Here is a 20,736-nt window from a genome sequence, read left to right as displayed (position 1 = left end):
CCGCGATCAGGTGGGATGGCTGGGATCATGGAAATGGAAGTCAACGAAGCAACACTAGCCGCACCGGCTCACGCGCACGCCGCGCGTCACGCGCCGGTCGCACTGGGCGCCGCCGAGGCGCTCGCGAATACGAAACTGTTCCCGTACTGGCTCGACAACCCGGCCGCGCCGGCCGCCGAGCCGGAACTCGTCGGCGACGTGACGGCCGACCTGCTGGTCGTCGGCGGCGGCTTCACCGGGCTGTGGACGGCCGTGCAGGCGAAGGAACAGATGCCGCACCTGAACGTGGTGCTGATCGAGGCCGGCAAGGTCGCGCACGGCGCGTCGGGCCGCGCTGGCGGGATCATCTCGACGTCGGTGATGCACGGGCTGCCGAACGCGGTGCGCGTGTTCCCGAACGACATCGCGCAGCTCGAGGCATTCGGCCACCACAACCTCGACGGCTTCGAGGACACGCTGAAGCGCTACGCCATCGACGCCGACATCGAGTGGAACGGCGAGATGACGGTCGCGGTGGACCCCGGGCACCTCGCGCACCTGAAGGGCGACTACGACCTGCATCGCGAATACGGGCACGACGTCGTGCTGCTGAACCGCGAGGAAACGCTCGAGCAACTGAACTCGCCGCTGTTCGCGGGCGCGCTGTGGTCGCGCAACCGCAGCGGCATCGTGCATCCGGCGAAGCTCGCGTGGGGGCTCAAGCGCGCGGCGCTGTCGCTCGGCGTGAAGCTCTACGAGCACACGCCGCTCACGACCGTCACCGACGAAGGCGGCACCGTGTACGTGACGACGCCGAAGGGCAGCGTGCGCGCGCCGCGTGTCGTGTTCGGCAGCGGCACCGCAAAGGTTGGCATTCCGGATATCAACCGCCGCGTGATGCAGGTGCGCGATCACGTGCTCGCGACCGAGCCACTCACCGACGAACAGCTCGCGCGGATCGGCTGGAAGAATCGCCAGGGCGTGTACGACACGCGCACGCAGCTCAACTATTTCCGGCTGACGAAGAACAACAGCATCATCTTCGGCGGGCTGGTCAGCTATCACTTCGACGGCGACCCGGAACCGCACCAGGACGGCCGGCGCGAAACCTACTACCGGCTCGCGGAGGCGTTCTACCGGACCTTCCCGCAACTCGCGGACGTGCGCTTCTCGCACGCGTGGGGCGGCCCGATCGACTACTGCTCGCGCGGCTCGGTGTTCGCGAAGCGCTATCTCGGCGGCAAGGCCGTGTTCGTCGCCGGCTACACGGGCTTCGGCGTCGCGGCGAGCCGGTTCGGCGCGTTCATGGGGCTGAACATCCTGTTCGACCGCGACAGCCCGGAGCGCAAGCTCGACATCGCGAACCAGAGCCCGAGCTACATCCCGCCCGAGCCGATGCGCTGGGTCGCCGCGAAGATCACGTTCCACGCGTTCGACGGCGCGGACGCCGAAGGCGGCTGGAAGCGCGCGTGGATCAACGGGCTCAAGGCGATGGGCTTCCCGATGTAAGCGCCGGTCGTTCACGAACGACGGGTATGGCGCGTGCCGTTGCCGATGACGGCGCGCGTCCGGTCAGGTTCATCGGCGCGGGCGGCCGGTGTCGTGCCGGCCCGGCAACGCGCGAGAAGCGCAGCGGCTTGAAGCATGTTTTCGAATACCACCGATCTCGATCTCCGGCTCATCCGGGTCTTCCTGGCCGTCGTCGACGCACGCGGCATCACGGCCGCCGAGGCATCGCTCGGCGTGCGGCAGTCGACCATCAGCACGCAGCTCTCCGCGCTGGAAGCGCGTGTCGGCTTCAAGCTGTGCGACCGCGGTCGCGGCGGCTTTCGGCTGACATCGAAGGGCGAACGCTTCGCGGCCACGGCGCGCACGCTGGTCGCGGCGACGTCGGAGTTCGTCGCGCGCGTGCGCGACATCGACCGCAAGCTGGTCGGCACGTTGTCGATCGGGCTGATCGGGCAGGCGCCGCTCGTCGAGAACGCGCGCGTCGCCGACGCGATCGGCACGTTCCGCAAGCGCGACCAGGCCGTCACGTTCTCGATGAAGGTCGCATCGCCGCAGGAACTCGAGGAGGGCCTCGTCAACAACCAGCTCGATTTCGCGATCGGGTATTTCTGGCATCGCGTGCCGGGGCTCGACTACACGCCGTTGTTTACCGAGGAGCAGGTGATCTACTGCGGTCGCGGCCATCCGCTGTTCCATGTGTCGCGGCCGGTGTCGATGGACGACCTGCAGGCGCACGACTGGGTGTGGCGTACCTATCCGGTGCCGGAGGAACAGTGTCCGCTGCCGGAGCGGCGCGTGACCGCGAGCGCGGACAGCATCGAGGCCGCGACGATCCTGATCCTGTCGGGCGGCCATCTCGGCTACCTGCCCGCGCATTACGCGGAGCCGTTCGAGCAGCGTGGGCTCGTGAAGGCCGTCGGCCGTGCGACGTTCGGCTTCGATGTGCCGCTGCATCTCGCGATGAAGCGCAACGCGAGCGGCAAGCCGATCGTCGATGCGTTCCGCGAGGACTTGCTGCGCGCGTTCAACATCAAGGCGGCCGCGCTGGCTGCATAGCGCGTGCCGCCCGTGAGGTCGCGCCGCCCCCGCAGGCGCGAGGCGCAGCGGCAGGAATCGCGAAACGCGTGTCGCGGGCGGCGGGCGAACGCGCGGGATGTGAACGCGTATCGGGCGGGTCGCGTTACGCGCTTGCGCTGTCGTCGCGATATCCGCTCTTGCCGTCGAAGATTTCCTTCAGCGCGGCGCGCAGCGCGACGGGATCGTGTTCGCCGGGCGCAAGATGAATCACGTAATGCGTGTTGCCGTCGAGCCGCTCGGCGGTGCGCTCGTCGAGTTCGACGTCGAGCGTGTCGCCCGTGAGGCGCACCGACAGATCGTTCACGTGCGCGGTGAGCTGGTCGAGCACCATCACCTCGATCGACGTTTCCTCCGGAAAGCGCAGCAGCGAGAAGCAATAGTTCTGCGCCGCGTCGTGGCAATAGATGTTCGCGAAGCTTTCGTCGTCGTCGACATCGGACGTGGCCGCGCCGACGGTAGCGTGTAGTTCCATGATGTTTCTCTCGGTAAGGGGTTATCGGGGCAGCGCGGCTTGCGCGTCGACCTCGCCATGCGCATCGCGCGCTTTCAGCCACAGCCCGAATGCGCGCATGACCTCGACGACGGGCCGCAGCCGGTCGCCGTCCGCGGTCAGATCGTACTCGACGCGCACCGGCACTTCCGGATACACGGTGCGCCGCACGAAGCCGGCGTCCTCGAGCGCGCGCAGATCGAGCGTCAGCATCCGCTGCGAGATGCCGGGCATGTCGCGGCGCAGGTCGCTGAAGCGCTTCGGCCCGTCGAGCAGATACGACACGAGCAGCAGCCGCCAGCGGCCGCCGAGCATGCGCATCGCTTCTTCCACGGAACATCCTGTCGCACTCGTCTTCATGCCGCTGACCCTGTCGGTAACTTTTTTGTGACTACGGCACAAACGACTGCCTTCTTCTCAGCGCCGCGCCGATGCGAGATATTAGCGCCCGCGTCGCGGCGAATCGATAGTCGAACCATCCAATCAAGGAAACGCATGAAGCTTTATCACGCTCCCGGCAGCTGTTCGCAGGCCATCTGCATCGTGCTGCGCGAAAGCGGCATCGACGCGCAGGTCATCAAGGTCGACGCGCGCAAACACGTCATTGAAGACGGACGCAACTACTACGATGTGACCGAACTCGGCTACGTGCCGCTGCTCGAACTCGACGACGGCACGATGCTGCGCGAAGGACCGGTGATCGCGCAGTATCTCGCGGACCGGCGCCCCGAAGCGCGGCTCGCGCCCGCGTACGGCACGCTCGCCCGCTACCGGCTGATGGAATGGCTGAACTTCCTCGGCACCGAGATCCACAAGGGCTTCATCCCGCTGCTTTACGCGGTGCAGGCGGGGCAATACGTCGACCCGGTGCGGCAGAAGCTCGACAGCCGCTTTGCGTGGATCGACCGGCAGCTCGACGGCAACCCGTATGTGACGGGCGACACGTTCACCGTCGCCGATGCGTACCTGTTCGCGCTGACGGGCTGGGGCAAGGCCGACTGGATGCGCTCGGTGTACAACGCGGACATCGACCTGAGCCGCCATGCGAACCTGCGCGCGTGGTACGAGCGGGTGCGGGCGCGGCCGGCCGTGCAGCAGGTGCTCGCCGCGGACGGGCTGGCACGCTAGCGCGTTTTGGGGGCGGCGCCGGACACCGTAAGAAGCCGCTCACGTCGCCGCGCCATACCGCGAACCGCCGCGCTATAATCGCCGCCATGAAACTGCTTCGGACCTTCATCCTGCTGCTGATTTGCGCGGTGCTGCCCATCAGCGGGCTGGCAGCCAGCGGCTTGACCGGTGAATGTCCGATGCAGCACACGATGTCGATGGAAGCGAACGCGGGCATGAGCATGTCCGCCGACATGAGCGGCTGCGATTCGATGAAAGCGTCGCCCACCGACGCCACGAAGGCCAAAGCGAAGGGCATGGCCTGCAAGGTGACGGCCCAATGCCAGTTCGGCAGTCTCTATCACCCGGCCGCCCGCGCCGACGTGAGCCGTCCCGCTGCATTCGCCAGCACGATCGTCTTCCACTACGCGCAGTCCGTCCCGATCCGCGACCCGAACGGGTTGTGGCGCCCGCCCCGCATCAGCTGATCCCGATTTGACCGGTTCACCGCCTAGGCGGTGAGGTTCGTCCCGTGTTCGGGACGTGGAATCCATTGGGGTTCCGACTTGGGGTTACACCATGTCATTCGATTTCTGCACGCCGCGCATGCGGCGTGCGTGCCGGCGCGCGCCCGTGCTTTGGGCGGCGCTGCTGGCGGCGGGCGCCCATGCGCAGCAGTCGCCCGTCACGCTGGACGCCGCGCTGCAGGCCGCCACCGAACGTTCCGCGTCGATGCAGGCCGCGCAGGCTTCGGTGCGCGCGAGTTCGGAAGCGGCGGTCAAGGCCGGCCAGCTGCCGGACCCGATGCTCAAGGCCGGCATCGACAACCTGCCGGTCAACGGCGGGCAGCGCTTCACCGTCGGCCAGGACTTCATGACGATGCGCCGCATCGGCATCGAGCAGGAATGGGTGTCCGGCGACAAGCGGCGGCTGCGCGCGGCGCTGGCCGACGAGCGAGTCGGCCGCGAACGCGCGGACTATCTCGTGCAGCTGGCCACGGTGCGCCAGCGGACCGCGGCGGCCTGGCTCGACGCCATCTACGCGAAGCAGGCGCTCGCGCTTCGCCAGGCGCTGCTCGATCACATGCGGCATGAGCTCGACGCGACGCAGGCGTCGTATCGCGGCGCGAAGGCGAGCGCGGGCGAAGTCGTCCAGGCTCGCGCGATGCTGGCGCAAACGCAGGATCAGGTGCTCGACGCGCGGCAGGCCTATCGCACCGCACTCATCGCGCTCGGCCGCTGGACGGCTGCGCCCGTCACGGACGTGACGGGTACGCCGCCCGCGCCCGAATCCTTCGTGGCGTCGTTGCCGCCGGACGAACTGCGCGTGTCGCAACCGGCGCTCGTCGCCGCCGCGGACGACATCGCGGTCGCCGAGGCCGACGCCGCGGTGGCCGACAGCGAGCGCAGCCCGAACTGGACGTGGGAGATCGCGTACCAGCAGCGCGGCGGCGCGTATTCGAACATGGTGTCCGTCGGCGTCACGATCCCGTTGCCGCTCGATCGCAAGAACCGGCAGAACCGCGACGTCGCCGAAAAGGCCGCGCTCGCGACGAAGGCGCGCCTGATGTACGAGGACACGCTGCGTCAAGTGCAAGCCGATATCCGTACGCAGTCCGAAACGCTGGCAAGCGGCCGCGAACGCCTCGCGACCCTGCGCGAATCGCTGTTGCCCGCCGCCGGGCAGCGCGTGCAGCTCGCCACGGCCGCCTACCGGGCCGGCACCGGTTCGCTCGCCGACACGTTCGCCGCCCGGCGCGCGCAACTGGACGCGCAGTTGCAGGTGCTCGAGCTCGGACGCGACGTGTCGCGGACCTGGGCGCAGCTCGAATATCAGGTCGTGCCGTCGACGATGGCCGCCGCGCAGTGAAGGAGAACCTCATGACGAAGCAATCACTGGCGCGTGCGGTGCTGCTGGCATGCGCGGGCGCGGCGCTGCTCGGCGCGGGTTATGTCGCGGGCATGCGCCATGCATCGGGCGGCGCGGCAACGGCTGCCGTCGCGGCGGCAGGCACGCCCGATTCGCAGGCAGGACGCAAGGTGCTGTACTGGCACGACCCGATGGTGCCGAACCAGCACTTCGACAAACCGGGGAAATCGCCGTTCATGGACATGCAATTGCAGCCCGTCTATGCGGACGAGGGCGGCGATGCACGCGGCGTCCGGATCGATCCGGGCCTGCAGCAGAACCTCGGCATCCGCTATGCGACCGTGCGCCGGCAGCAGACGGCGGACGGTTTCGATGCGGTGGGCACCACGCAATTCGACGAATCGCGCGCGGACGTCGTGCAGTCGCGCGTCACCGGCTACATCGACCGGCTCTACGCACGGGCGCCGATGCAGCGCATCGAAAAGGGCGCGCCGATCGCGTCGCTGTTCGTGCCGGAATGGCTCGCGCCGCAGGAGGAATATCTCGCGTTCAAGCGGGGCGGGATGGACGGCAGCCTGCTCGATGCGTCGCGCGCGCGGATGCGTGCGCTGTCGATGCCCGACGCGATGATCGCCGCGCTCGATCGCGCCGGCCGCGCGCAGACGCACGTCGTGCTGAGCGCGCCGGAAACCGGCGTCGTCAGCGAACTGAACGTGCGGGACGGCGCGATGGTCGCGCCGGGACAGACGCTCGCGAAGATCGCGGGGCTGTCGACGCTCTGGCTCATCGTCGAGGTGCCGGAAGCGCTCGCGCTGAACGTGCAGCCGGGGATGGCGGTCGACGCGACGTTCGCGGGCGATCCGGCGCGGCACTTCACCGGCCGCATCCGCGAAGTGCTGCCCGGCATCAGCACGGGCAGCCGCACGCTGCAGGCGCGCGTGGAGATCGACAATGCGGCGCTCAGGCTCACGCCCGGCATGCTGATGCGCGTGCATGTCGCGGCACGGAAGGCGGTGTCGCGCCTGCTGGTGCCATCCGAAGCGGTGATCGCGACCGGCAAGCGCACGATCGTCATCGTGAAGACGGGCGACGGCCGGCTCCGGCCGCTGCCGGTGACGGTGGGCAACGACGTCGGCGGCGACACGGAAGTGCTCGACGGGTTGAGCGAAGGCGATACGGTCGTCGCATCGGGGCAGTTCCTGATCGATTCGGAAGCGAGCCTGAAAAGCGTGCTGCCGCGGCTGGAAGGCGCGGCGAGCGCGAGCGCCGCGCAAGCGCCGGCCGCCGCGGCCGCGCCGGTGTATGAAACCACCGGCAAGGTCGAGCAAGTCACCGACGACGACATCACGTTCTCGCATCAGCCGGTGCCGGCACTCGGCTGGGGCGCGATGACGATGGCGTTCGGCAAGCCGTCGGCACACGCGTTCCCGGACGTGAAGGCTGGCCAGACGGTGCGTTTCGCGTTCGTGCAGCGCGAGGACGGCTACCGGCTGACGAAGGTCGAGCCGCAGGGAGGCACGCGATGATCGCGCACGTGATTCGCTGGTCCGTCCGCAACCGCTTCCTGGTGCTGCTCGCCACCGTGCTGATTGCGGCGTGGGGCGTGCATGCGCTGCGGCAGACGCCGCTCGATGCGCTGCCCGACCTGTCGGACACGCAGGTGATCGTCAAGGCGTCGTATCCGGGCAAGGCGCCGCAGGTCGTCGAGGACCAGGTCACCTATCCGCTGACGACGACGCTGCTCGGCGTGCCGGGCGCGAAGACCGTGCGCGCGTACTCGTCGTTCGGCGACGCGTTCGTCTACGTGCTGTTCGACGACCACACCGACCCGTATTGGGCGCGTTCGCGCGTGCTCGAATACCTGAGCCAGGTGCAGAGCCGCCTGCCCGCGGGCGCGACCGTGTCGCTCGGGCCGGATGCGACCGGGGTCGGCTGGGTGTACGAGTACGCACTCGTCGATCGCACCGGCCGTCACGACCTCGGGCAACTGCGTGCGCTCAACGACTGGTTCCTGAAGTTCGAGCTGAAGGCCGTGCCGGACGTGTCGGAAGTGGCGAGCGTCGGCGGGATGGTGCGCCAGTACCAGGTCGTGCTCGATCCGGACAAGCTGCGCGCGTACGGCATCACGCAGGCGGCGGTCGCGGACGCGCTCGGCAAGGCCAACCAGGCATCGGGCGGCGCGGTCGTCGAGCTGGCCGAGTCGGAGTACATGGTGCGTTCGTCCGCCTACCTGCGCACGCTCGACGACTTCCGGCACGTGGTGCTGCGCACCGACGACGCGGGCACACCGGTGCTGCTCGGCGACGTCGCGCGCATCCAGGTCGGCCCGGCGATGCGGCGCGGGATCGCGGAGCTGGACGGGCAGGGCGAGGTGGCGGGCGGCGTCGTCGTGATGCGCTCGGGCAAGAACGCGCTGACGACGATCGACGCGGTGAAGGCGAAGCTCGCCGACCTGAAGCGATCGCTGCCGCCCGGCGTCGACATCGTCACGACCTACGACCGCTCGCAATTGATCGAGCGCGCGGTGGACAACCTCCGCGACAAGCTGATCGAGGAGTTCGTGATCGTCGGGATCGTCTGCGCGGTATTCCTGTTCCACCTGCGCAGCGCGTTCGTCGCGATCCTGTCGCTGCCGCTCGGCGTGCTGGTTGCGTTCATCGTGATGCGCTACCAGGGCGTGAACGCGAACCTGATGTCGCTGGGCGGCATCGCGATCGCGATCGGCGCGATGATCGATGCGGCGATCGTGATGATCGAGAACGCGCACAAGCATCTGGAGGCATACGGCCACGCGCATCCCGGCGAGCCGATCACGACGGCGCGGCGCTGGGAACTCGTCGCGACATCGGCCGCGGAGGTCGGGCCGGCGCTGTTTTTCTCGCTGTTGATCATCACGCTGTCGTTCGTGCCGGTGTTTTCGCTCGAAGGTCAGGAAGGCAAACTGTTCGCGCCGCTCGCGTTCACGAAGACCTACACGATCGCCGCCGCGGCCGCGCTGTCGGTGACGTTGGTGCCGGTGCTGATGGGATATCTCGTGCGCGGCCGCATTCCGCCCGAGCACGCGAACCCGATCAACCGCGTGCTGACCCGCGTGTACCGGCCGCTGCTCGAAGCGACGCTGCGGCGCCCGTGGCGCGCGATCGGCGTCGCGCTCGCCGCGCTGTTGCTGACGGCCGTGCCGTTGTCGCGTCTCGGCGGCGAGTTCATGCCGCCGCTCGACGAAGGCGATCTGCTGTACATGCCGACCGCGCTGCCGGGCATCTCGGCCGACAAGGCGAGCGAACTGCTGCAGCAGACTGACCGGCTGATCAAGACCGTGCCCGAGGTCGACACGGTGTTCGGCAAGTCGGGGCGCGCGGATACGGCGACCGATCCCGCGCCGCTCGAGATGTTCGAAACGACGATCCGCTTCAAGCCGCGCAGCGCATGGCGGCCGGGGATGACGCCGGAGAAGCTCGTCGACGAACTCGATCGCACGGTGAAGGTGCCGGGCCTGTCGAACGTGTGGGTGCCGCCGATCCGCAACCGGCTCGACATGCTCTCCACCGGCATCAAGACGCCGGTCGGCGTGAAGATTTCCGGGCCGGACCTGGCGGGGATCGACGCGATCGCGACGCAGGTCGAGGCGGCGGTGAAACAGGTACCGGGCGTCACGTCGGCGCTCGCGGAACGGCTGAACGGCGGCCGCTACCTCGACGTCGACGTCGACCGGCTCGCGGCCGCGCGCTATGGGCTGTCGGTGGCCGACATCCAGTCGGTGGTGTCGTCGGCGATCGGCGGCGAGGATGTCGGCGAAGTGATCGCGGGGCGCGAGCGGTTCCCGATCAACCTGCGCTATCCGCGCGAGCTCCGCGATTCGCTCGAGAACCTGCGGCAACTGCCGGTCGTCACCGCGCGCGGCGCGCAGATCCGCCTCGGCGACGTCGCGCGCATCGCGATCGCCGACGGGCCGCCGATGATCCGCAGCGAGAACGCGCGGCTGTCCGGCTATGTGTACGTCGATATCCGCGGCACCGATCTGAGTACGGCAGTCCGTGCGATGCGGCAGGTCGTTGCGCAACAGGTCGCATTGCCGCCCGGCTATTCGATCGCGTGGTCGGGACAGTTCGAGTATCTCGAACGCGCGGCGGCGACGCTGCGCACCGTGGTGCCGGTGACGCTCGTCGTGATCTTCGTGCTGCTGTTCGTCACGTTCGGCTCCGCGGCCGATGCGCTGCTGCTGATGTCTACGGTGCCGTTCGCGCTGATCGGCGGCTTCTGGCTCGTCTGGGCGTTGGGCCACGCGGTGTCGGTCGCGACGTCGGTGGGCTTCATCGCGCTGGCGGGCGTGGCCGCCGAGTTCGGCGTCGTGATGCTGCTGTACCTGAAGGGCGCGCTGCAGCGCCGCCTCGACGCCGGCGCGCCGCTGACCGATGCCGTGCTGCTCGACGCGATTCGCGAAGGCGCGGTGCTGCGCGTGCGGCCGAAAGCGATGACGGTCGCCGTCGTGCTGGCCGGCCTCGTGCCGATCATGGTCGGACACGGCGCCGGCTCCGAAGTGATGCAGCGCATCGCCGCGCCGATGGTCGGCGGCATGATCACCGCGCCGCTGCTGTCGATGTTCGTCATTCCCGCCGCGTGGCTTCTGCTGCAGCGCCGTCGTGCGCGAGGCGCGAGGCGTCAGCGGCAGTCCGATGCAGTTCCTCACGGCATGAACGTGCCGTCCACCCCCACTGGAGAGTCTCGATGAAGATGAATCAATTGATCGCCACCGCCACTGCCGTTTTCGCGACCGGCGTGTTCGCTGTTCCCGCGCTGGCCGCGGGCGACATGCCGGGCATGGACATGTCCGGCATGAAGATGTCGTCGGGCGGTGCGGCCGAGTCGCACGCCGCGCTGACCGATGCCGAGGTGAAGAAGGTCGATGCCGCGAGCGGCAAGATCACGCTGAAGCACGGCGCGCTCGAGAACGTCGGGATGCCGCCGATGACGATGGCGTTCAAGGCGAAGGACGCGGCCATGCTCGCCGAGGTCCATGCGGGTGACAAGGTGAAGGTCCGCGTCGAGAACGTCAACGGCACGCTGACGATCGTCAGGCTCGTGAAGGCGTCGTAAGCGCGGGGAAGCGGGCGGCATGGCCGCCCGCCGCGAGCGTCGTCAAGCGCGGTGCGGTGACGACGGTCGCGTTCGGGGGGCGTACGCCTGTCGGGCGACGCGCCCGATCCGCGCCGTCGAGCGTGTTCAGTGCATTCAGCGTCTTCAGCGCGTCAGCGTCACGAACAGATAGCCGACATACCCGGCCCCGTTCGCCAGCAGCGCCCAGATCGCGAGCCCGCGCGCACGCGCATTGACACGCAGCCAGACTGCCGCCGCGAGCGTGATGACCACGCCGGTCAGCACTTCGGGGCGCGGCTCCCACGGCGTCAGCATGATGCCGATCGCCGGCAGCAGCGTGCCCTGGAACACCATCGCGCCGGTGATGTTGCCGAACGCGAGCGTGTCCTTCTTGCGGCGGATCCACAGCACGCTGTTGACCTTTTCCGGCAACTCGGTCGCGATCGGCACGATGATCAGCGACAGCAGCAGCGCGGAAATACCGAGCAGGTGCGACACGCCTTCGACGCCGTGGATGAAGCCCTTCGCCCCGCCGACGAGCAGCGCGACGCCGAGCGCGAGCTGCAGCGCGATGGTCGCGAGGTTGGTCGGCAGCCCGACGCGCGACAGGAACATCGCGTGCGGCGCCTCGGTGCCGTGCCCGGCATCGACGAGCCGGGTCGACGCGCGGAACGTCATCACGACGTACATCACGTAGACGCCGACCAGCATCGCGGCGAGCAGCGCGCGGACCGCCCACACGTGATGCGGGACGAACATCGCGACGGTGGCGAGCGCGAATGCGGCGATGAAGTAGTTCAGGTCGCGCACGAAGCCGGTCCGCTCGGGCGCGATCGTGCCGGTCAGTCCGCGCGAGCGGATCACGGCGAGCGTCATCAGGAAGGTCGTCAGCGTCGCGAGCATCAGCGGCGCGCCCAGAATCGCGCCGACGCCGATCTCCTCGTTGACCGCCGCGTTCGACGTGCCGCCCGCGAGCGCGAGCAGCGGCACCATCGTTTCGGGTAGCGCGGTGCCGACGGCGGCGAACAGCGAACCGGTCACGCCTTCGGAAATCTTCAGCCGTTCGCCGAGATGTTCGAGCGCATTCGTGAAGAGTTCGGCCGCGACCAGGATGACGATCAGCATGAACGCCAGTTCGACGAGCATCAAGGTCATGCGGCACCTCCGCAGGCAGGCAGGCGGGCAGTGGCGAAATGCGAGAGGGAAGCCAGGAGGAACATGGGGACTCCGTGGTCGGACGTGGACGAACCATGACGCATCTGCCGACGTCCGACCAGGAACGACGCGATGCGTCGATGGTCTCGCCAGACCGATACGGCCGAATACGCCACGGCCGCAGGCCGAGTGTGTTGACGCATTCGCTTTCCGGGGATGGAAAGCAGGCTACTCCCCAAAGACGAAGGGCAGTCTAGCCGAGCCGGCCGCTTTCGGCAAGCGTGTGCGGTCATGCCGCTTCATCCGGGATGGTAAGCCGCCTTCCGACGGACGCACATGCAATTCCAGGAAGCAATCGGTGTGCGCGCGCGGCGGCGTCACGCGCGTGTCACGCAGCGCCGGCCGGGAAATACAGCGCGAACGTCGTGCGTCCGCCCTGGCTCACGACCTCGACCTTGCCGCGGTGCAGTTCGACGATCGACTTGACGATCGCGAGCCCGAGCCCCGCGTTGCGCGCCGCGCCGTGCCGCGACGAATCGATCCGGTAGAAGCGCTCGAAGATCCGCTCGATCTGTTCGGGCGGAATCGCCACGCCGCGGTTCGTGACTTCGACGACCGCGAAACCGGGCCGGGTCGAGACGGCCAGCTCGATCGTCGACCCGGCTTCCGCGTGTTCGAGCGCGTTCGACGCGAGGTTGCTGACGGCGCGGCGGAACAGCGTCGCGTCCGCGACGACCGGCGCTTCGCCGCGCACGTCGAGCCGCACGCCGGCCTCGTCGGCCAGCGCCTGGAAATACGACGCGAGCCGGCGCAGTTCGTTGCCGGCGTCGAGTTCGGCGGTCTTCAGGTGCTGCCGCGCGTTGTCCGTGCGCGCGAGAAACAGCATGTTCTCGATCATCCGCTGCAGCCGTTCGCATTCCTCGATGTTCGAATCGATCAGCGCTTCGTATTCCTCGGTGGTGCGGGCGCGCGACAGCGTGACCTGCGACGCGCTGATCACGTTCGCGAGCGGCGTGCGCATGTCGTGCGCGAGGTCGGACGAGAACTGCGACAGCCGCACGAACGCGCGCTCGAGCCGGTCGAGCATCCGGTTGACCGAGGTGGCGAGCTCGCGCAACTCGACCGGGCCGCCGCGTGCGTCGAGACGCGCGTTGAGGTTGTGCGCCTCGATGCGCGACGTCTGCCGGCCGAGGCTCTCGACCGGACGCAGGCCGCGGGACGCGACCGCGTAGCCGAGCGCGCCGACCAGCAGCGCGCCGAGCGCGGCCGCGAGCCAGATGTCGACGCGATAGCTTTCGAGCAGCGACTGGCGATCGGCCGCCGTGCGCGCCACCGCGACCTGGACGGTTTCGCCCGACGGCAGCGTGGCGCGTGCACGCACGCAGCGCGACGGGCCGATGCCGGGCGGCGCGCAGGTGAACGGGCTGTCGGCCGCGCGCGAGGCACCGGCCGGCTGCGGCCGTGCGATCACCGATGCGAGGGTGTGGCCGGCCGCGTCGGTGTGTTCGACGAGCGGGCGGTTCGCGCCGTCGTAGATGCCGAGATAGACGCCCGGATGCGACAGCAGCACTTCATGGAAGACGGCCGGGTCGGCGCGCAGGGCGGCGGTCGAGCCGCTCGTCCGCGCGAGCTGCAGGAACTGGTCGAGCTTGCCGGCGATTTCGATGTCGTCGCGCCGGATCAATTCGGCGGACAGCGAGCGGTACAGGTACGCGCCGGTCAGCGCGAACACGAGCGCGGCCACGGCCGCGAACGCGAGCGTCAGGCGCCGGAGCAGCGAATAGGGGGCGGGGCCGCCGGTCACGCGCGATCCTCGAGCACGTAGCCCATCCCGCGGATCGTGTGGATCAGCTTCTTCTCGTACGCGTTGTCGATTTTCGCGCGCAGGCGCTTGATCGCCGCATCGACGACGTTCGTGTCGCTGTCGAAATTCATGTCCCAGATCTGCGACGTGATGAAGGTGCGCGTCAGCACCTCGCCCTCGCGTTCCGCGAGCAGTTGCAGCAGCGCGAATTCCTGCGCGGTCAGGTCGATGCGGGTGTCGGCGCGTCGCACGCGGCGCTTGATCAGGTCGACTTCCAGATCGGCGACCTGCAGGATCTCGCGCGCATTGCGCGGCGCACGGCGCAGCAGCGAGCGGATGCGGGCGAGGAACTCCGCATACGCGAATGGCTTGAGCAGGTAATCGTCGGCGCCCAGTTCGAGCCCCGTGACCTTGTCCTCGATCGCCTCCCGGGCCGTCAGCAGCAGCACCGGCGTCTGCTTCTGCGCGCGCAGGCGCCGAAGCACCTCGAAGCCGTCCAGTTCCGGCAGCATCACGTCGAGCACGACGAGATCGAAATCCTCGTGCAGCGCGAGGAACAGCCCGTCCTGGCCGTTCTCGGCCACGTCGACCGTGTAGCTCGCCTCCGTCAGCCCCTTGCGGAGGTACGACGCCATCTTGGGTTCGTCTTCGACTATCAGTATCCGCATGGTGGTGCAGGCCGTGGGTGATTCCGGCCGGTCAGTGTAACGCGTGAGCTTACGGCGCCGCGCGTGCGCGAAAGATGACCGGCGGATGACGGAATTGTCATCCGGCGCGCGTGCGATGCCGTGCCGCCCTTCATGAAAATCCGGTCATGTTTCGGCCATGTCGTCGTCACGCCGGCGGCGATAAGCTGCGGCCGTCTTGTGTCCGGAGCGCGCCGTCGCGGTGCCGCTCCCGTTCATCCGGTCATTGTCTGCCTGATTCCGCATCCATGTCGTACTGGCGCAAATTCATCCTCGTCGTGCTGCTGGCGCTGTGCGTGCCGATCCAGTCGTTCGCGGCCGGGTCGATGCAGTGCGCGGGCGCGGTCGCTGCGGTGCCGCATGCGGAGCCTGGGGCGAGCGCCGCTGTGCCCGCTGCGTCGCCTGCAATGCAGCGCATGCACGGCGAACCGCATGAGCACGACAACCACTCGCGGCATGCGACGCCTTGTTCCGCCTGCGGATCCTGCTGTTTCGGCACGGGCATGGCGGAGGTGCCTGCGGTGCCCGTTACGTCGGACATCGGTACCGCGATCGTCTCTTTCGCGCCTTCGACCGTCGTCGTGTCGTTCCTGACCGGCGGCATCGACAGGCCGCCGCGCCGGATTTCCGTCTAGTCCCTGCCCGCGGCCACCGGCCGCGATCCACAAACGGTGCCGGCGAACGCACGACGTCCGCCGCACGACTCACGACGAGAAACATCCATGCGATTGATCATTGCGGCGCTGCTTGGCGCGGCGAGCCTCGTGCCGTCGCTCGCGCCCGCGCAAACCGCCTTTTCCGATCCGGCCGATGCAGCCGCGTCGGTGCCGGACGTCACGACGGCGTCCGCGTTCGACGGCTACGTGCCGTATCGCGACGACGCCGGCCCCGGCTGGAAGCAATTGAACCGGGACGTGATGGAGCGGCCCGTGAAGGCCCCCACGAAGGGACCCGCGACCGGACACGCGAAGCCCGGAAACCCGGCGGGCGGCGCAGCCCATTCGACGCACGGAGGGGCCGGGCAATGACGCGATTTGCGATTTCACCGCGAATCGGCGCGACCGTGCTCGCGCTGGCATTTCTCGCCGGCTGCACGACGTTTTCGAAGGACGGCGGCTTCGACGCCGTGTCGTCCGCCGCATCCGAGCGGATCGGGAAAGACGCGGTCATCGTCAGGACCGACGCCGACCGCGAAGCCGTCGACCAGCGGACGAAGGAATTGCTCGCGAAACTGCTGTCGATGGACGACGCGGTGCAGCTTGCACTGCTGAACAACCGGGGCCTGCAGGCGTCATACGCGGAACTCGGGCTGTCGGAGGCCGACCTCGTGCAGGCAGGCCGGCTGCCGAACCCGCGCTTCTCGTTCAGCCGCACGCGGGCCGGCGACGGTGAACTGAGTCTCGGCCGTACGTTCTCGGCCAACGTGTTCGCGCTGCTGACGCTGCCGCTCGCGACGAACATCGAACGCCGCCGCTTCGAGCAGACCAAGCTCGAAACCGCCGACGCGATGCTGAAGGTCGCGGCCGACGCGCGCCGTGCGTATGTCGAAGCCGTCGCGGCCGAACAGGCCGCGAATTATGCGCAACAGGTCCGCGACGCCGCGAGCGCGGCCGCCGAACTCGCGCAGCGCATGCGGCAGGCCGGCAATTCCAGCCGGCTCGACTACGCACGCGAACAGGCGTTCCATGCGGACGCGGTCGCGCAGCAGGCGAAGGCGCAGCAGCAGGCCGTGGCCGCGCGCGAGAAGCTCACGCGCGCGATGGGGTTGTGGGGCGAGCGCACGCGGTACGCGCTGCCCGAGCGCTTGCCCGACCTGCCGAACGCACGCCCCGATCTGCCCGATCTCGAACGCTACGCGATGCACAACCGCCTCGACATCCAGGCCGCGAAGCTGCGGACGCAGGGCGTCGCGTCGTCGCTCGGGCTCAGCAAGGCGACACGCTTCGTCAACGCGGTCGATCTCGGCTACGTGAACAACTACGAGACCGACAAGGGGCACGAGCACGGCTACGAGATCAGCGTGGAGATTCCGCTGTTCGACTGGGGCGGCGCGAAGGTCGCGCGGGCCGAGGCCGTCTACATGCAGTCGGCGAACCGGCTCGCGCAGACGGCCATCGACGCGCGCTCGGAAGTGCGCGAATCGTATGCGGCATACACGACGCGCTACGACGTCGCGAAGCACTATCGCGACGAAGTCGTGCCGCTGCGCAGGACGATCTCGGACGAGTTGCTGCTGCGTTACAACGGGATGCTCGCGAGCGTGTTCGAGCTGCTGGCCGATGCGCGCGAGCAGGTTGGCGCTGTGAACGGCTACATCGATGCGCTGAAGGACTACTGGCTCGCCGAAACCGATCTGCAGGCGGCCGTCGGCGGCCGGCTGCCGACTGGGCAGACAACGCAGGCGCAGCCGACGCAGGCAACGCAGGCGACGCAGGCAACGCAGGCAACGCAGGCAACGCAGGCAACGCAGGCAACGCAGGCAACGCAGGCAACGCAGGCGACGCAGGCGACGCAGGCAACGCAGGCAACGCAGGCAACGCAGGCGACGCAGGCAACGCAGCCGACGCAGGCAACGCAGGCGACGCAGGCGACGCAGGCGACGCAGGCAACGCAGCCAGCACAGCCAGCACAGCCAACACAGCCAACACAGCCAACACAGCCAACACAGCCAACACAGCCAACACAGCCAACGCCACGCGCGGACGCTCCCGCCGCATCCACGCCCGACGCTGCGTCGCGGCCGGCTTCTTCACCCGTGGCGCAACCAGCGCCCGCAACGCATCCGGAAGGTCATTGACATGGTGTCCCGTCGACAATTTCTCAGCGGCTCGGGTGCCGCGCTGCTCGGTGCGGCGATGGTCAGCAAGGCCGGCGCGGCATCGCTGCCCGAAGCGCCCACGATGGCGAAGGCCGGCACGCAGCCGCCGCTCGTGCCGCCCAACGGCCGCCCGTACACGCCCGTCGCGACGCTGAACGGCTGGACGCTGCCATGGCGCATGAAGAACGGCTGGAAGGAGTTCCACCTGACGGCCGAACCCGTCGTGCGCGAGATGGCGCCAGGGATGAACGCGAACCTGTGGGGCTACAACGGCCAGTCGCCGGGCCCGACGATCGAGGCCGTCGAAGGCGACAAGGTCCGCATCTTCGTGACGAACCGCTTGCCCGAGCACACGACGATCCACTGGCACGGGCTGCGGCTGCCCAACGGCATGGACGGCGTCGGCGGCCTTACGCAGCCGCATATCCCGCCCGGCAAGACCTTCGTCTACGAGTTCCAGCTGGAGGCGCACGGCACGTTCATGTATCACCCGCACGCCGACGAGATGGTGCAGATGGCGATGGGGATGATGGGCATGTTCATCGTGCATCCGAAGGATCGCGCGACGATGCCGGTCGATCGCGACTTCGTCTTTCTGCTCGCCGCGTACGACATCGATCCGGGCAGCTACACGCCGCGCGTGAACGAGATGACGGACTTCAACATGTGGACGTTCAACTCGCGCGTGTTTCCGGGCATCGACCCGCTGCCGGTGCGGGCGGGCGATCGCGTGCGGATTCGTTTCGGCAACCTGACGATGACGAACCATCCGATCCACCTGCACGGCTACAGCTTCGAGGTGGCCGGCACCGACGGCGGCTGGATTCCCCCGGCGGCGCGCTGGCCGGAGGTGACGGCCGACGTCGCGGTCGGCCAGATGCGCGCGATCGAGTTCACCGCCGATCGTCCGGGCGACTGGGCGTTCCATTGCCACAAGTCGCATCACACGATGAACGCGATGGGTCACCAGGTGCCGAACCTGATCGGCGTGCCGCAGAAGGATCTCGCGCAGAAGATCGGCAAGCTCGTGCCCGACTACATGGCGATGGGCAGCACCGGCGGCGCGATGGGCGGCATGGAGATGCCGCTGCCCGACAACACGCTGCCGATGATGACGGGCACCGGCCCGTTCGGGCCGCTGGAGATGGGCGGCATGTTCACGGTCTGCAAGGTGCGGCAGGGGCTCGGCCGCAACGACTATCGCGATCCGGGCTGGTTCCGGCATCCGAAGGGCACCGTCGCGTACGAATACACCGGCGAATTGCCGGACGGTTGAGCGGCAGGCCGCATGCGGCGGCCGCGACGATGCGGCCGCCGGTTTTCGTTTCATTCACTCAGGAGCACGCACGATGAAGAAGGGACTGGTTTCGATTGCAACGGGTTGCATGCTGGCGTTTTCCGCCGCGTCGTACGCGGCTGGCGACATGGCCGGCATGGACATGAGCGGCGGCGCGATGCAGGGCGCCGACGCGAAGCGCGGGATGTCGCACGGCGAGATCCGCAAGATCGATGCGGGCACCGGCAAGCTGACGATCAAGCACGGTCCGCTGGATAACCTCGGGATGGATGCGATGACGATGGTGTTCAAGGTCAAGGACCCGGCGATGCTGTCGCAGGTGAAGGTGGGCGACAAGGTCGACTTCGTCGCCGAGGACGTGAGCGGCGCGCTGACCGTCGTCGAGCTGAAGAAACCGTGATGACGGGGATGACCATGAAGATCATCACTCTCGGGCGGCTGGCCGCCCTCGCCGCGGCCGGCGCGATCGCCGCCGCCGTGCCGGCCGCGGCATTCGCGCACGGCAAGCTGGAAAGCGCCGCGCCGGCGACGGGCAGCACGGTCGATACCGCGCCCGACACGTTGCGGCTGACGTTCAACGAAGACCTCGAACCGGCGTTCAGCTTGGTGAAGGTGTCGGACGCGAGCGGCAACGCCGTCGCGCACGAAAAGGCGAAAGTCGATGCGTCGAATCCGCGCGTGATGACCGTCGCGATCCCGAAGCTCGCGCCCGGCGCGTACACGGTGCAGTGGGTGGCGATGACGGCCGACGCGCATCGCACCAAGGGTACCTATACGTTCAGGGTGAAGGGGTGAACGAGGGCTTCGTCGGCCTCCTGAGGCTCGTGTCGGTGGCGATCCAGAACACCGGATTCGCCGTCGTCGTCGGCGCGCTGCTCGGCAGCCACTGGCTCGCGCGCGGCGAGTCGGCGTGGCAGCACGGCATCGCGCGGCGTCTCGTCGCGACGCTGCGCATCGCGTCCGCCGTGTCGCTGCTCGCGAGCACCACCGCGTTCTGGGCGCACTGCGCGCTGATGAGCGACGTGTCGATGCTGGACGCCGGGCCGGCCGTCCGCTCGATGCTCGCCGGCACCGGCTTCGGCCACGCGTGGCTGGCCGGTGCGGTGTTCACGGCGGTCGTCGTGCTGCTGTCATTGCTTCGGGGTGCGAACGACACGCGCTTTCCGTTCGCGATGTGGGCCGCGCTCGCGGGCATCGCACTCTCGCGCAGCAACGGCGGGCATCCGGTCGACGCGGGGCTGTTCAGCGTGCCGGTGTGGGTCGACTGGCTGCATCTGCTGGCGATCAGCGCATGGGTCGGGCTCGTGTTCGTGACTGCGTTCGGCGTGATGCCGCGTCTGGCCGGCATGCCCGCGAGCGAACGCGCGACCGGCGCTTCGTTCGTGCAGTCGCTGTCCGATGCGTCGACGTATGCGTTGATCGTGCTGTTCGCGACCGGCGCCTACAACGGCTGGCGCGGTGTCGATACGCCCGCGAACCTGCTCGGGTCGACGTACGGGCAGATCCTGCTGTTCAAGCTCGCGCTCGTGCTGATCGCGGCGGCGCTCGGCGGGCACAACCGGTTCTTCGAGATGCCGAAGCTGCTGGCGGCGCTGAAGGACCCGGACGCTGCGACGCCGGCCGGCCTGTTGCGCCGGTTCGGCGCGGTGCTGCGGATCGAGGCGGTCGTGCTGGCCGGCGTGCTGATGGTGGCTGCCGTGCTCGTGTCGAGCGCGTTGCCGGGGACGGTTTAGCTCCACGGTTGGCGGGGCGAAGCCGGCATCGGGAAATCGTCGCAACAGGGGACGGGATTCGTCAGGCGATTTCCCGCTTTTCGACCGCGGGCGCGCGGTCGATCGCCATCGCGCAGCG

Annotated in this window: 20 protein-coding genes and 1 riboswitch; of the genes, 15 read left to right on the top strand and 5 right to left on the bottom strand. The window is 68.5% G+C overall.

The genetic code is table 11. The features are described 5' to 3' along the window. Positions 1-27 precede the first annotated feature (27 nt). Positions 28-1,488, top strand: coding sequence for an FAD-binding oxidoreductase (locus DID99_RS26330; protein ID WP_124523421.1), 1,461 nt, complete (start codon positions 28-30; stop codon positions 1,486-1,488). A 135-nt stretch (positions 1,489-1,623) separates the two neighbouring features. Continuing rightward, on the top strand, positions 1,624-2,544 hold the full coding sequence (locus DID99_RS26325) for a LysR family transcriptional regulator (RefSeq protein WP_044848305.1): 921 nt from the start codon (positions 1,624-1,626) through the stop codon (positions 2,542-2,544). Positions 2,545-2,668: 124 nt separating this feature from the next. Here DID99_RS26325 and DID99_RS26320 read toward each other — a convergent pair whose 3' ends face one another. Then, positions 2,669-3,037 carry a hypothetical protein gene (locus DID99_RS26320; protein WP_124523419.1) on the bottom strand — a complete coding sequence of 123 codons (369 nt, stop codon included), beginning with the start codon at positions 3,035-3,037 and terminating at the stop codon, positions 2,669-2,671. 21 nt (positions 3,038-3,058) lie between these two features. Next, positions 3,059-3,415 (bottom strand): helix-turn-helix domain-containing protein, encoded by a 357-nt coding sequence (locus DID99_RS26315; protein WP_124523417.1) that lies wholly within the window; start codon positions 3,413-3,415, stop codon positions 3,059-3,061. Between the two features lie 135 nt (positions 3,416-3,550). On the opposite strand from DID99_RS26315, the gene gstA reads away from it, so the two are divergent. The 6 genes from gstA to DID99_RS26285 all read left to right on the top strand — a co-directional run bounded on the left by gstA (position 3,551) and on the right by DID99_RS26285 (position 11,125). Next, positions 3,551-4,183 carry a glutathione transferase GstA gene (gene gstA, locus DID99_RS26310; protein ID WP_124487023.1) on the top strand — a complete coding sequence of 211 codons (633 nt, stop codon included), beginning with the start codon at positions 3,551-3,553 and terminating at the stop codon, positions 4,181-4,183. An 86-nt stretch (positions 4,184-4,269) separates the two neighbouring features. Beyond that, on the top strand, positions 4,270-4,650 hold the full coding sequence (locus tag DID99_RS26305; RefSeq protein WP_124523416.1) for a hypothetical protein: 381 nt from the start codon (positions 4,270-4,272) through the stop codon (positions 4,648-4,650). A gap of 91 nt (positions 4,651-4,741) precedes the next feature. After that, entirely contained in the window at positions 4,742-6,031 is a 1,290-nt protein-coding gene (locus tag DID99_RS26300; protein ID WP_124487022.1) for a TolC family protein, read from the top strand. Between the two features lie 11 nt (positions 6,032-6,042). Further along, complete coding sequence (locus DID99_RS26295) at positions 6,043-7,557, top strand: efflux RND transporter periplasmic adaptor subunit (RefSeq protein WP_124523414.1); 1,515 nt, start codon at positions 6,043-6,045, stop codon at positions 7,555-7,557. Beyond that, positions 7,554-10,760: an efflux RND transporter permease subunit gene (locus DID99_RS26290; protein ID WP_124667798.1), complete on the top strand. Its 3,207-nt coding sequence runs from the start codon at positions 7,554-7,556 to the stop codon at positions 10,758-10,760. The genes DID99_RS26295 and DID99_RS26290 overlap by 4 nt, the downstream gene beginning before the upstream one ends. After that, the gene (locus DID99_RS26285; RefSeq protein ID WP_124487019.1) at positions 10,757-11,125 is read left to right on the top strand and encodes a copper-binding protein; all 369 of its coding nucleotides are present in this window, start codon (positions 10,757-10,759) and stop codon (positions 11,123-11,125) included. The genes DID99_RS26290 and DID99_RS26285 overlap by 4 nt, the downstream gene beginning before the upstream one ends. A 144-nt stretch (positions 11,126-11,269) precedes the next feature. On the opposite strand, the gene DID99_RS26280 is transcribed toward DID99_RS26285, so the two are convergent. From DID99_RS26280 to DID99_RS26270, 3 genes are all read right to left on the bottom strand, one after another. After that, positions 11,270-12,280, bottom strand: a complete 1,011-nt coding sequence (locus DID99_RS26280; RefSeq protein WP_044848313.1) for a sodium:calcium antiporter — start codon at positions 12,278-12,280, stop codon at positions 11,270-11,272. A gap of 73 nt (positions 12,281-12,353) precedes the next feature. Then, a riboswitch (yybP-ykoY riboswitch) is annotated at positions 12,354-12,529 on the bottom strand. A 139-nt stretch (positions 12,530-12,668) separates the two neighbouring features. After that, complete coding sequence (locus tag DID99_RS26275; RefSeq protein WP_124667797.1) at positions 12,669-14,084, bottom strand: heavy metal sensor histidine kinase; 1,416 nt, start codon at positions 14,082-14,084, stop codon at positions 12,669-12,671. Then, positions 14,081-14,752, bottom strand: a complete 672-nt coding sequence (locus DID99_RS26270) for a heavy metal response regulator transcription factor (RefSeq protein ID WP_044848315.1) — start codon at positions 14,750-14,752, stop codon at positions 14,081-14,083. The genes DID99_RS26275 and DID99_RS26270 overlap by 4 nt, the downstream gene beginning before the upstream one ends. Positions 14,753-15,018: 266 nt before the next feature. On the opposite strand from DID99_RS26270, the gene DID99_RS26265 reads away from it, so the two are divergent. The 7 genes from DID99_RS26265 (at position 15,019) to DID99_RS26235 (ending at position 20,618) form a co-directional block, all read left to right on the top strand. After that, positions 15,019-15,405, top strand: a complete 387-nt coding sequence (locus DID99_RS26265; RefSeq protein ID WP_124523408.1) for a hypothetical protein — start codon at positions 15,019-15,021, stop codon at positions 15,403-15,405. Positions 15,406-15,492: 87 nt separating this feature from the next. Beyond that, complete coding sequence (locus DID99_RS26260; RefSeq protein ID WP_124523407.1) at positions 15,493-15,798, top strand: hypothetical protein; 306 nt, start codon at positions 15,493-15,495, stop codon at positions 15,796-15,798. Beyond that, positions 15,795-17,567 (top strand): TolC family protein, encoded by a 1,773-nt coding sequence (locus DID99_RS26255; protein ID WP_124667796.1) that lies wholly within the window; start codon positions 15,795-15,797, stop codon positions 17,565-17,567. Before DID99_RS26260 ends, DID99_RS26255 begins: the two co-directional genes overlap by 4 nt. A gap of 1 nt (position 17,568) precedes the next feature. Then, positions 17,569-18,864: a multicopper oxidase family protein gene (locus DID99_RS26250; protein WP_124487013.1), complete on the top strand. Its 1,296-nt coding sequence runs from the start codon at positions 17,569-17,571 to the stop codon at positions 18,862-18,864. Between the two features lie 73 nt (positions 18,865-18,937). Then, a complete protein-coding gene (locus DID99_RS26245; RefSeq protein ID WP_124570803.1) occupies positions 18,938-19,285 on the top strand; it encodes a copper-binding protein in 348 nt (115 codons plus the stop codon). Between the two features lie 14 nt (positions 19,286-19,299). Further along, complete coding sequence (gene copC, locus DID99_RS26240) at positions 19,300-19,680, top strand: copper homeostasis periplasmic binding protein CopC (protein ID WP_124667795.1); 381 nt, start codon at positions 19,300-19,302, stop codon at positions 19,678-19,680. Next, entirely contained in the window at positions 19,677-20,618 is a 942-nt protein-coding gene (locus DID99_RS26235) for a copper resistance D family protein (RefSeq protein ID WP_124667794.1), read from the top strand. The genes copC and DID99_RS26235 overlap by 4 nt, the downstream gene beginning before the upstream one ends. Positions 20,619-20,736: the final 118 nt, after the last annotated feature.

The organism is Burkholderia sp. Bp8986, assembly GCF_003854225.1.
In the GTDB taxonomy this organism is placed as follows: domain Bacteria; phylum Pseudomonadota; class Gammaproteobacteria; order Burkholderiales; family Burkholderiaceae; genus Burkholderia.
The sequence above is the reverse complement of the archived record's forward strand: the minus strand, read 5'-3'. Positions and strand labels throughout refer to the sequence as shown.

What these genes read in the sequence shown, in the direction of transcription:
- DID99_RS26265 (WP_124523408.1), top strand. Translation starts at nt 15,019, where the DNA reads ATGTCGTACTGGCGCAAATTCATCCTCGTCGTGCTGCTGGCGCTGTGC.
- DID99_RS26305 (WP_124523416.1), top strand. Translation starts at nt 4,270, where the DNA reads ATGAAACTGCTTCGGACCTTCATCCTGCTGCTGATTTGCGCGGTGCTG.
- DID99_RS26320 (WP_124523419.1), bottom strand. Translation starts at nt 3,037, where the DNA reads ATGGAACTACACGCTACCGTCGGCGCGGCCACGTCCGATGTCGACGAC.
- DID99_RS26255 (WP_124667796.1), top strand. Translation starts at nt 15,795, where the DNA reads ATGACGCGATTTGCGATTTCACCGCGAATCGGCGCGACCGTGCTCGCG.
- DID99_RS26260 (WP_124523407.1), top strand. Translation starts at nt 15,493, where the DNA reads ATGCGATTGATCATTGCGGCGCTGCTTGGCGCGGCGAGCCTCGTGCCG.
- DID99_RS26295 (WP_124523414.1), top strand. Translation starts at nt 6,043, where the DNA reads ATGACGAAGCAATCACTGGCGCGTGCGGTGCTGCTGGCATGCGCGGGC.
- DID99_RS26315 (WP_124523417.1), bottom strand. Translation starts at nt 3,415, where the DNA reads ATGAAGACGAGTGCGACAGGATGTTCCGTGGAAGAAGCGATGCGCATG.
- DID99_RS26245 (WP_124570803.1), top strand. Translation starts at nt 18,938, where the DNA reads ATGAAGAAGGGACTGGTTTCGATTGCAACGGGTTGCATGCTGGCGTTT.
- gstA (WP_124487023.1), top strand. Translation starts at nt 3,551, where the DNA reads ATGAAGCTTTATCACGCTCCCGGCAGCTGTTCGCAGGCCATCTGCATC.
- DID99_RS26270 (WP_044848315.1), bottom strand. Translation starts at nt 14,752, where the DNA reads ATGCGGATACTGATAGTCGAAGACGAACCCAAGATGGCGTCGTACCTC.
- DID99_RS26330 (WP_124523421.1), top strand. Translation starts at nt 28, where the DNA reads ATGGAAATGGAAGTCAACGAAGCAACACTAGCCGCACCGGCTCACGCG.
- DID99_RS26325 (WP_044848305.1), top strand. Translation starts at nt 1,624, where the DNA reads ATGTTTTCGAATACCACCGATCTCGATCTCCGGCTCATCCGGGTCTTC.
- DID99_RS26290 (WP_124667798.1), top strand. Translation starts at nt 7,554, where the DNA reads ATGATCGCGCACGTGATTCGCTGGTCCGTCCGCAACCGCTTCCTGGTG.
- copC (WP_124667795.1), top strand. Translation starts at nt 19,300, where the DNA reads ATGAAGATCATCACTCTCGGGCGGCTGGCCGCCCTCGCCGCGGCCGGC.
- DID99_RS26285 (WP_124487019.1), top strand. Translation starts at nt 10,757, where the DNA reads ATGAAGATGAATCAATTGATCGCCACCGCCACTGCCGTTTTCGCGACC.
- DID99_RS26300 (WP_124487022.1), top strand. Translation starts at nt 4,742, where the DNA reads ATGTCATTCGATTTCTGCACGCCGCGCATGCGGCGTGCGTGCCGGCGC.
- DID99_RS26250 (WP_124487013.1), top strand. Translation starts at nt 17,569, where the DNA reads ATGGTGTCCCGTCGACAATTTCTCAGCGGCTCGGGTGCCGCGCTGCTC.
- DID99_RS26280 (WP_044848313.1), bottom strand. Translation starts at nt 12,280, where the DNA reads ATGACCTTGATGCTCGTCGAACTGGCGTTCATGCTGATCGTCATCCTG.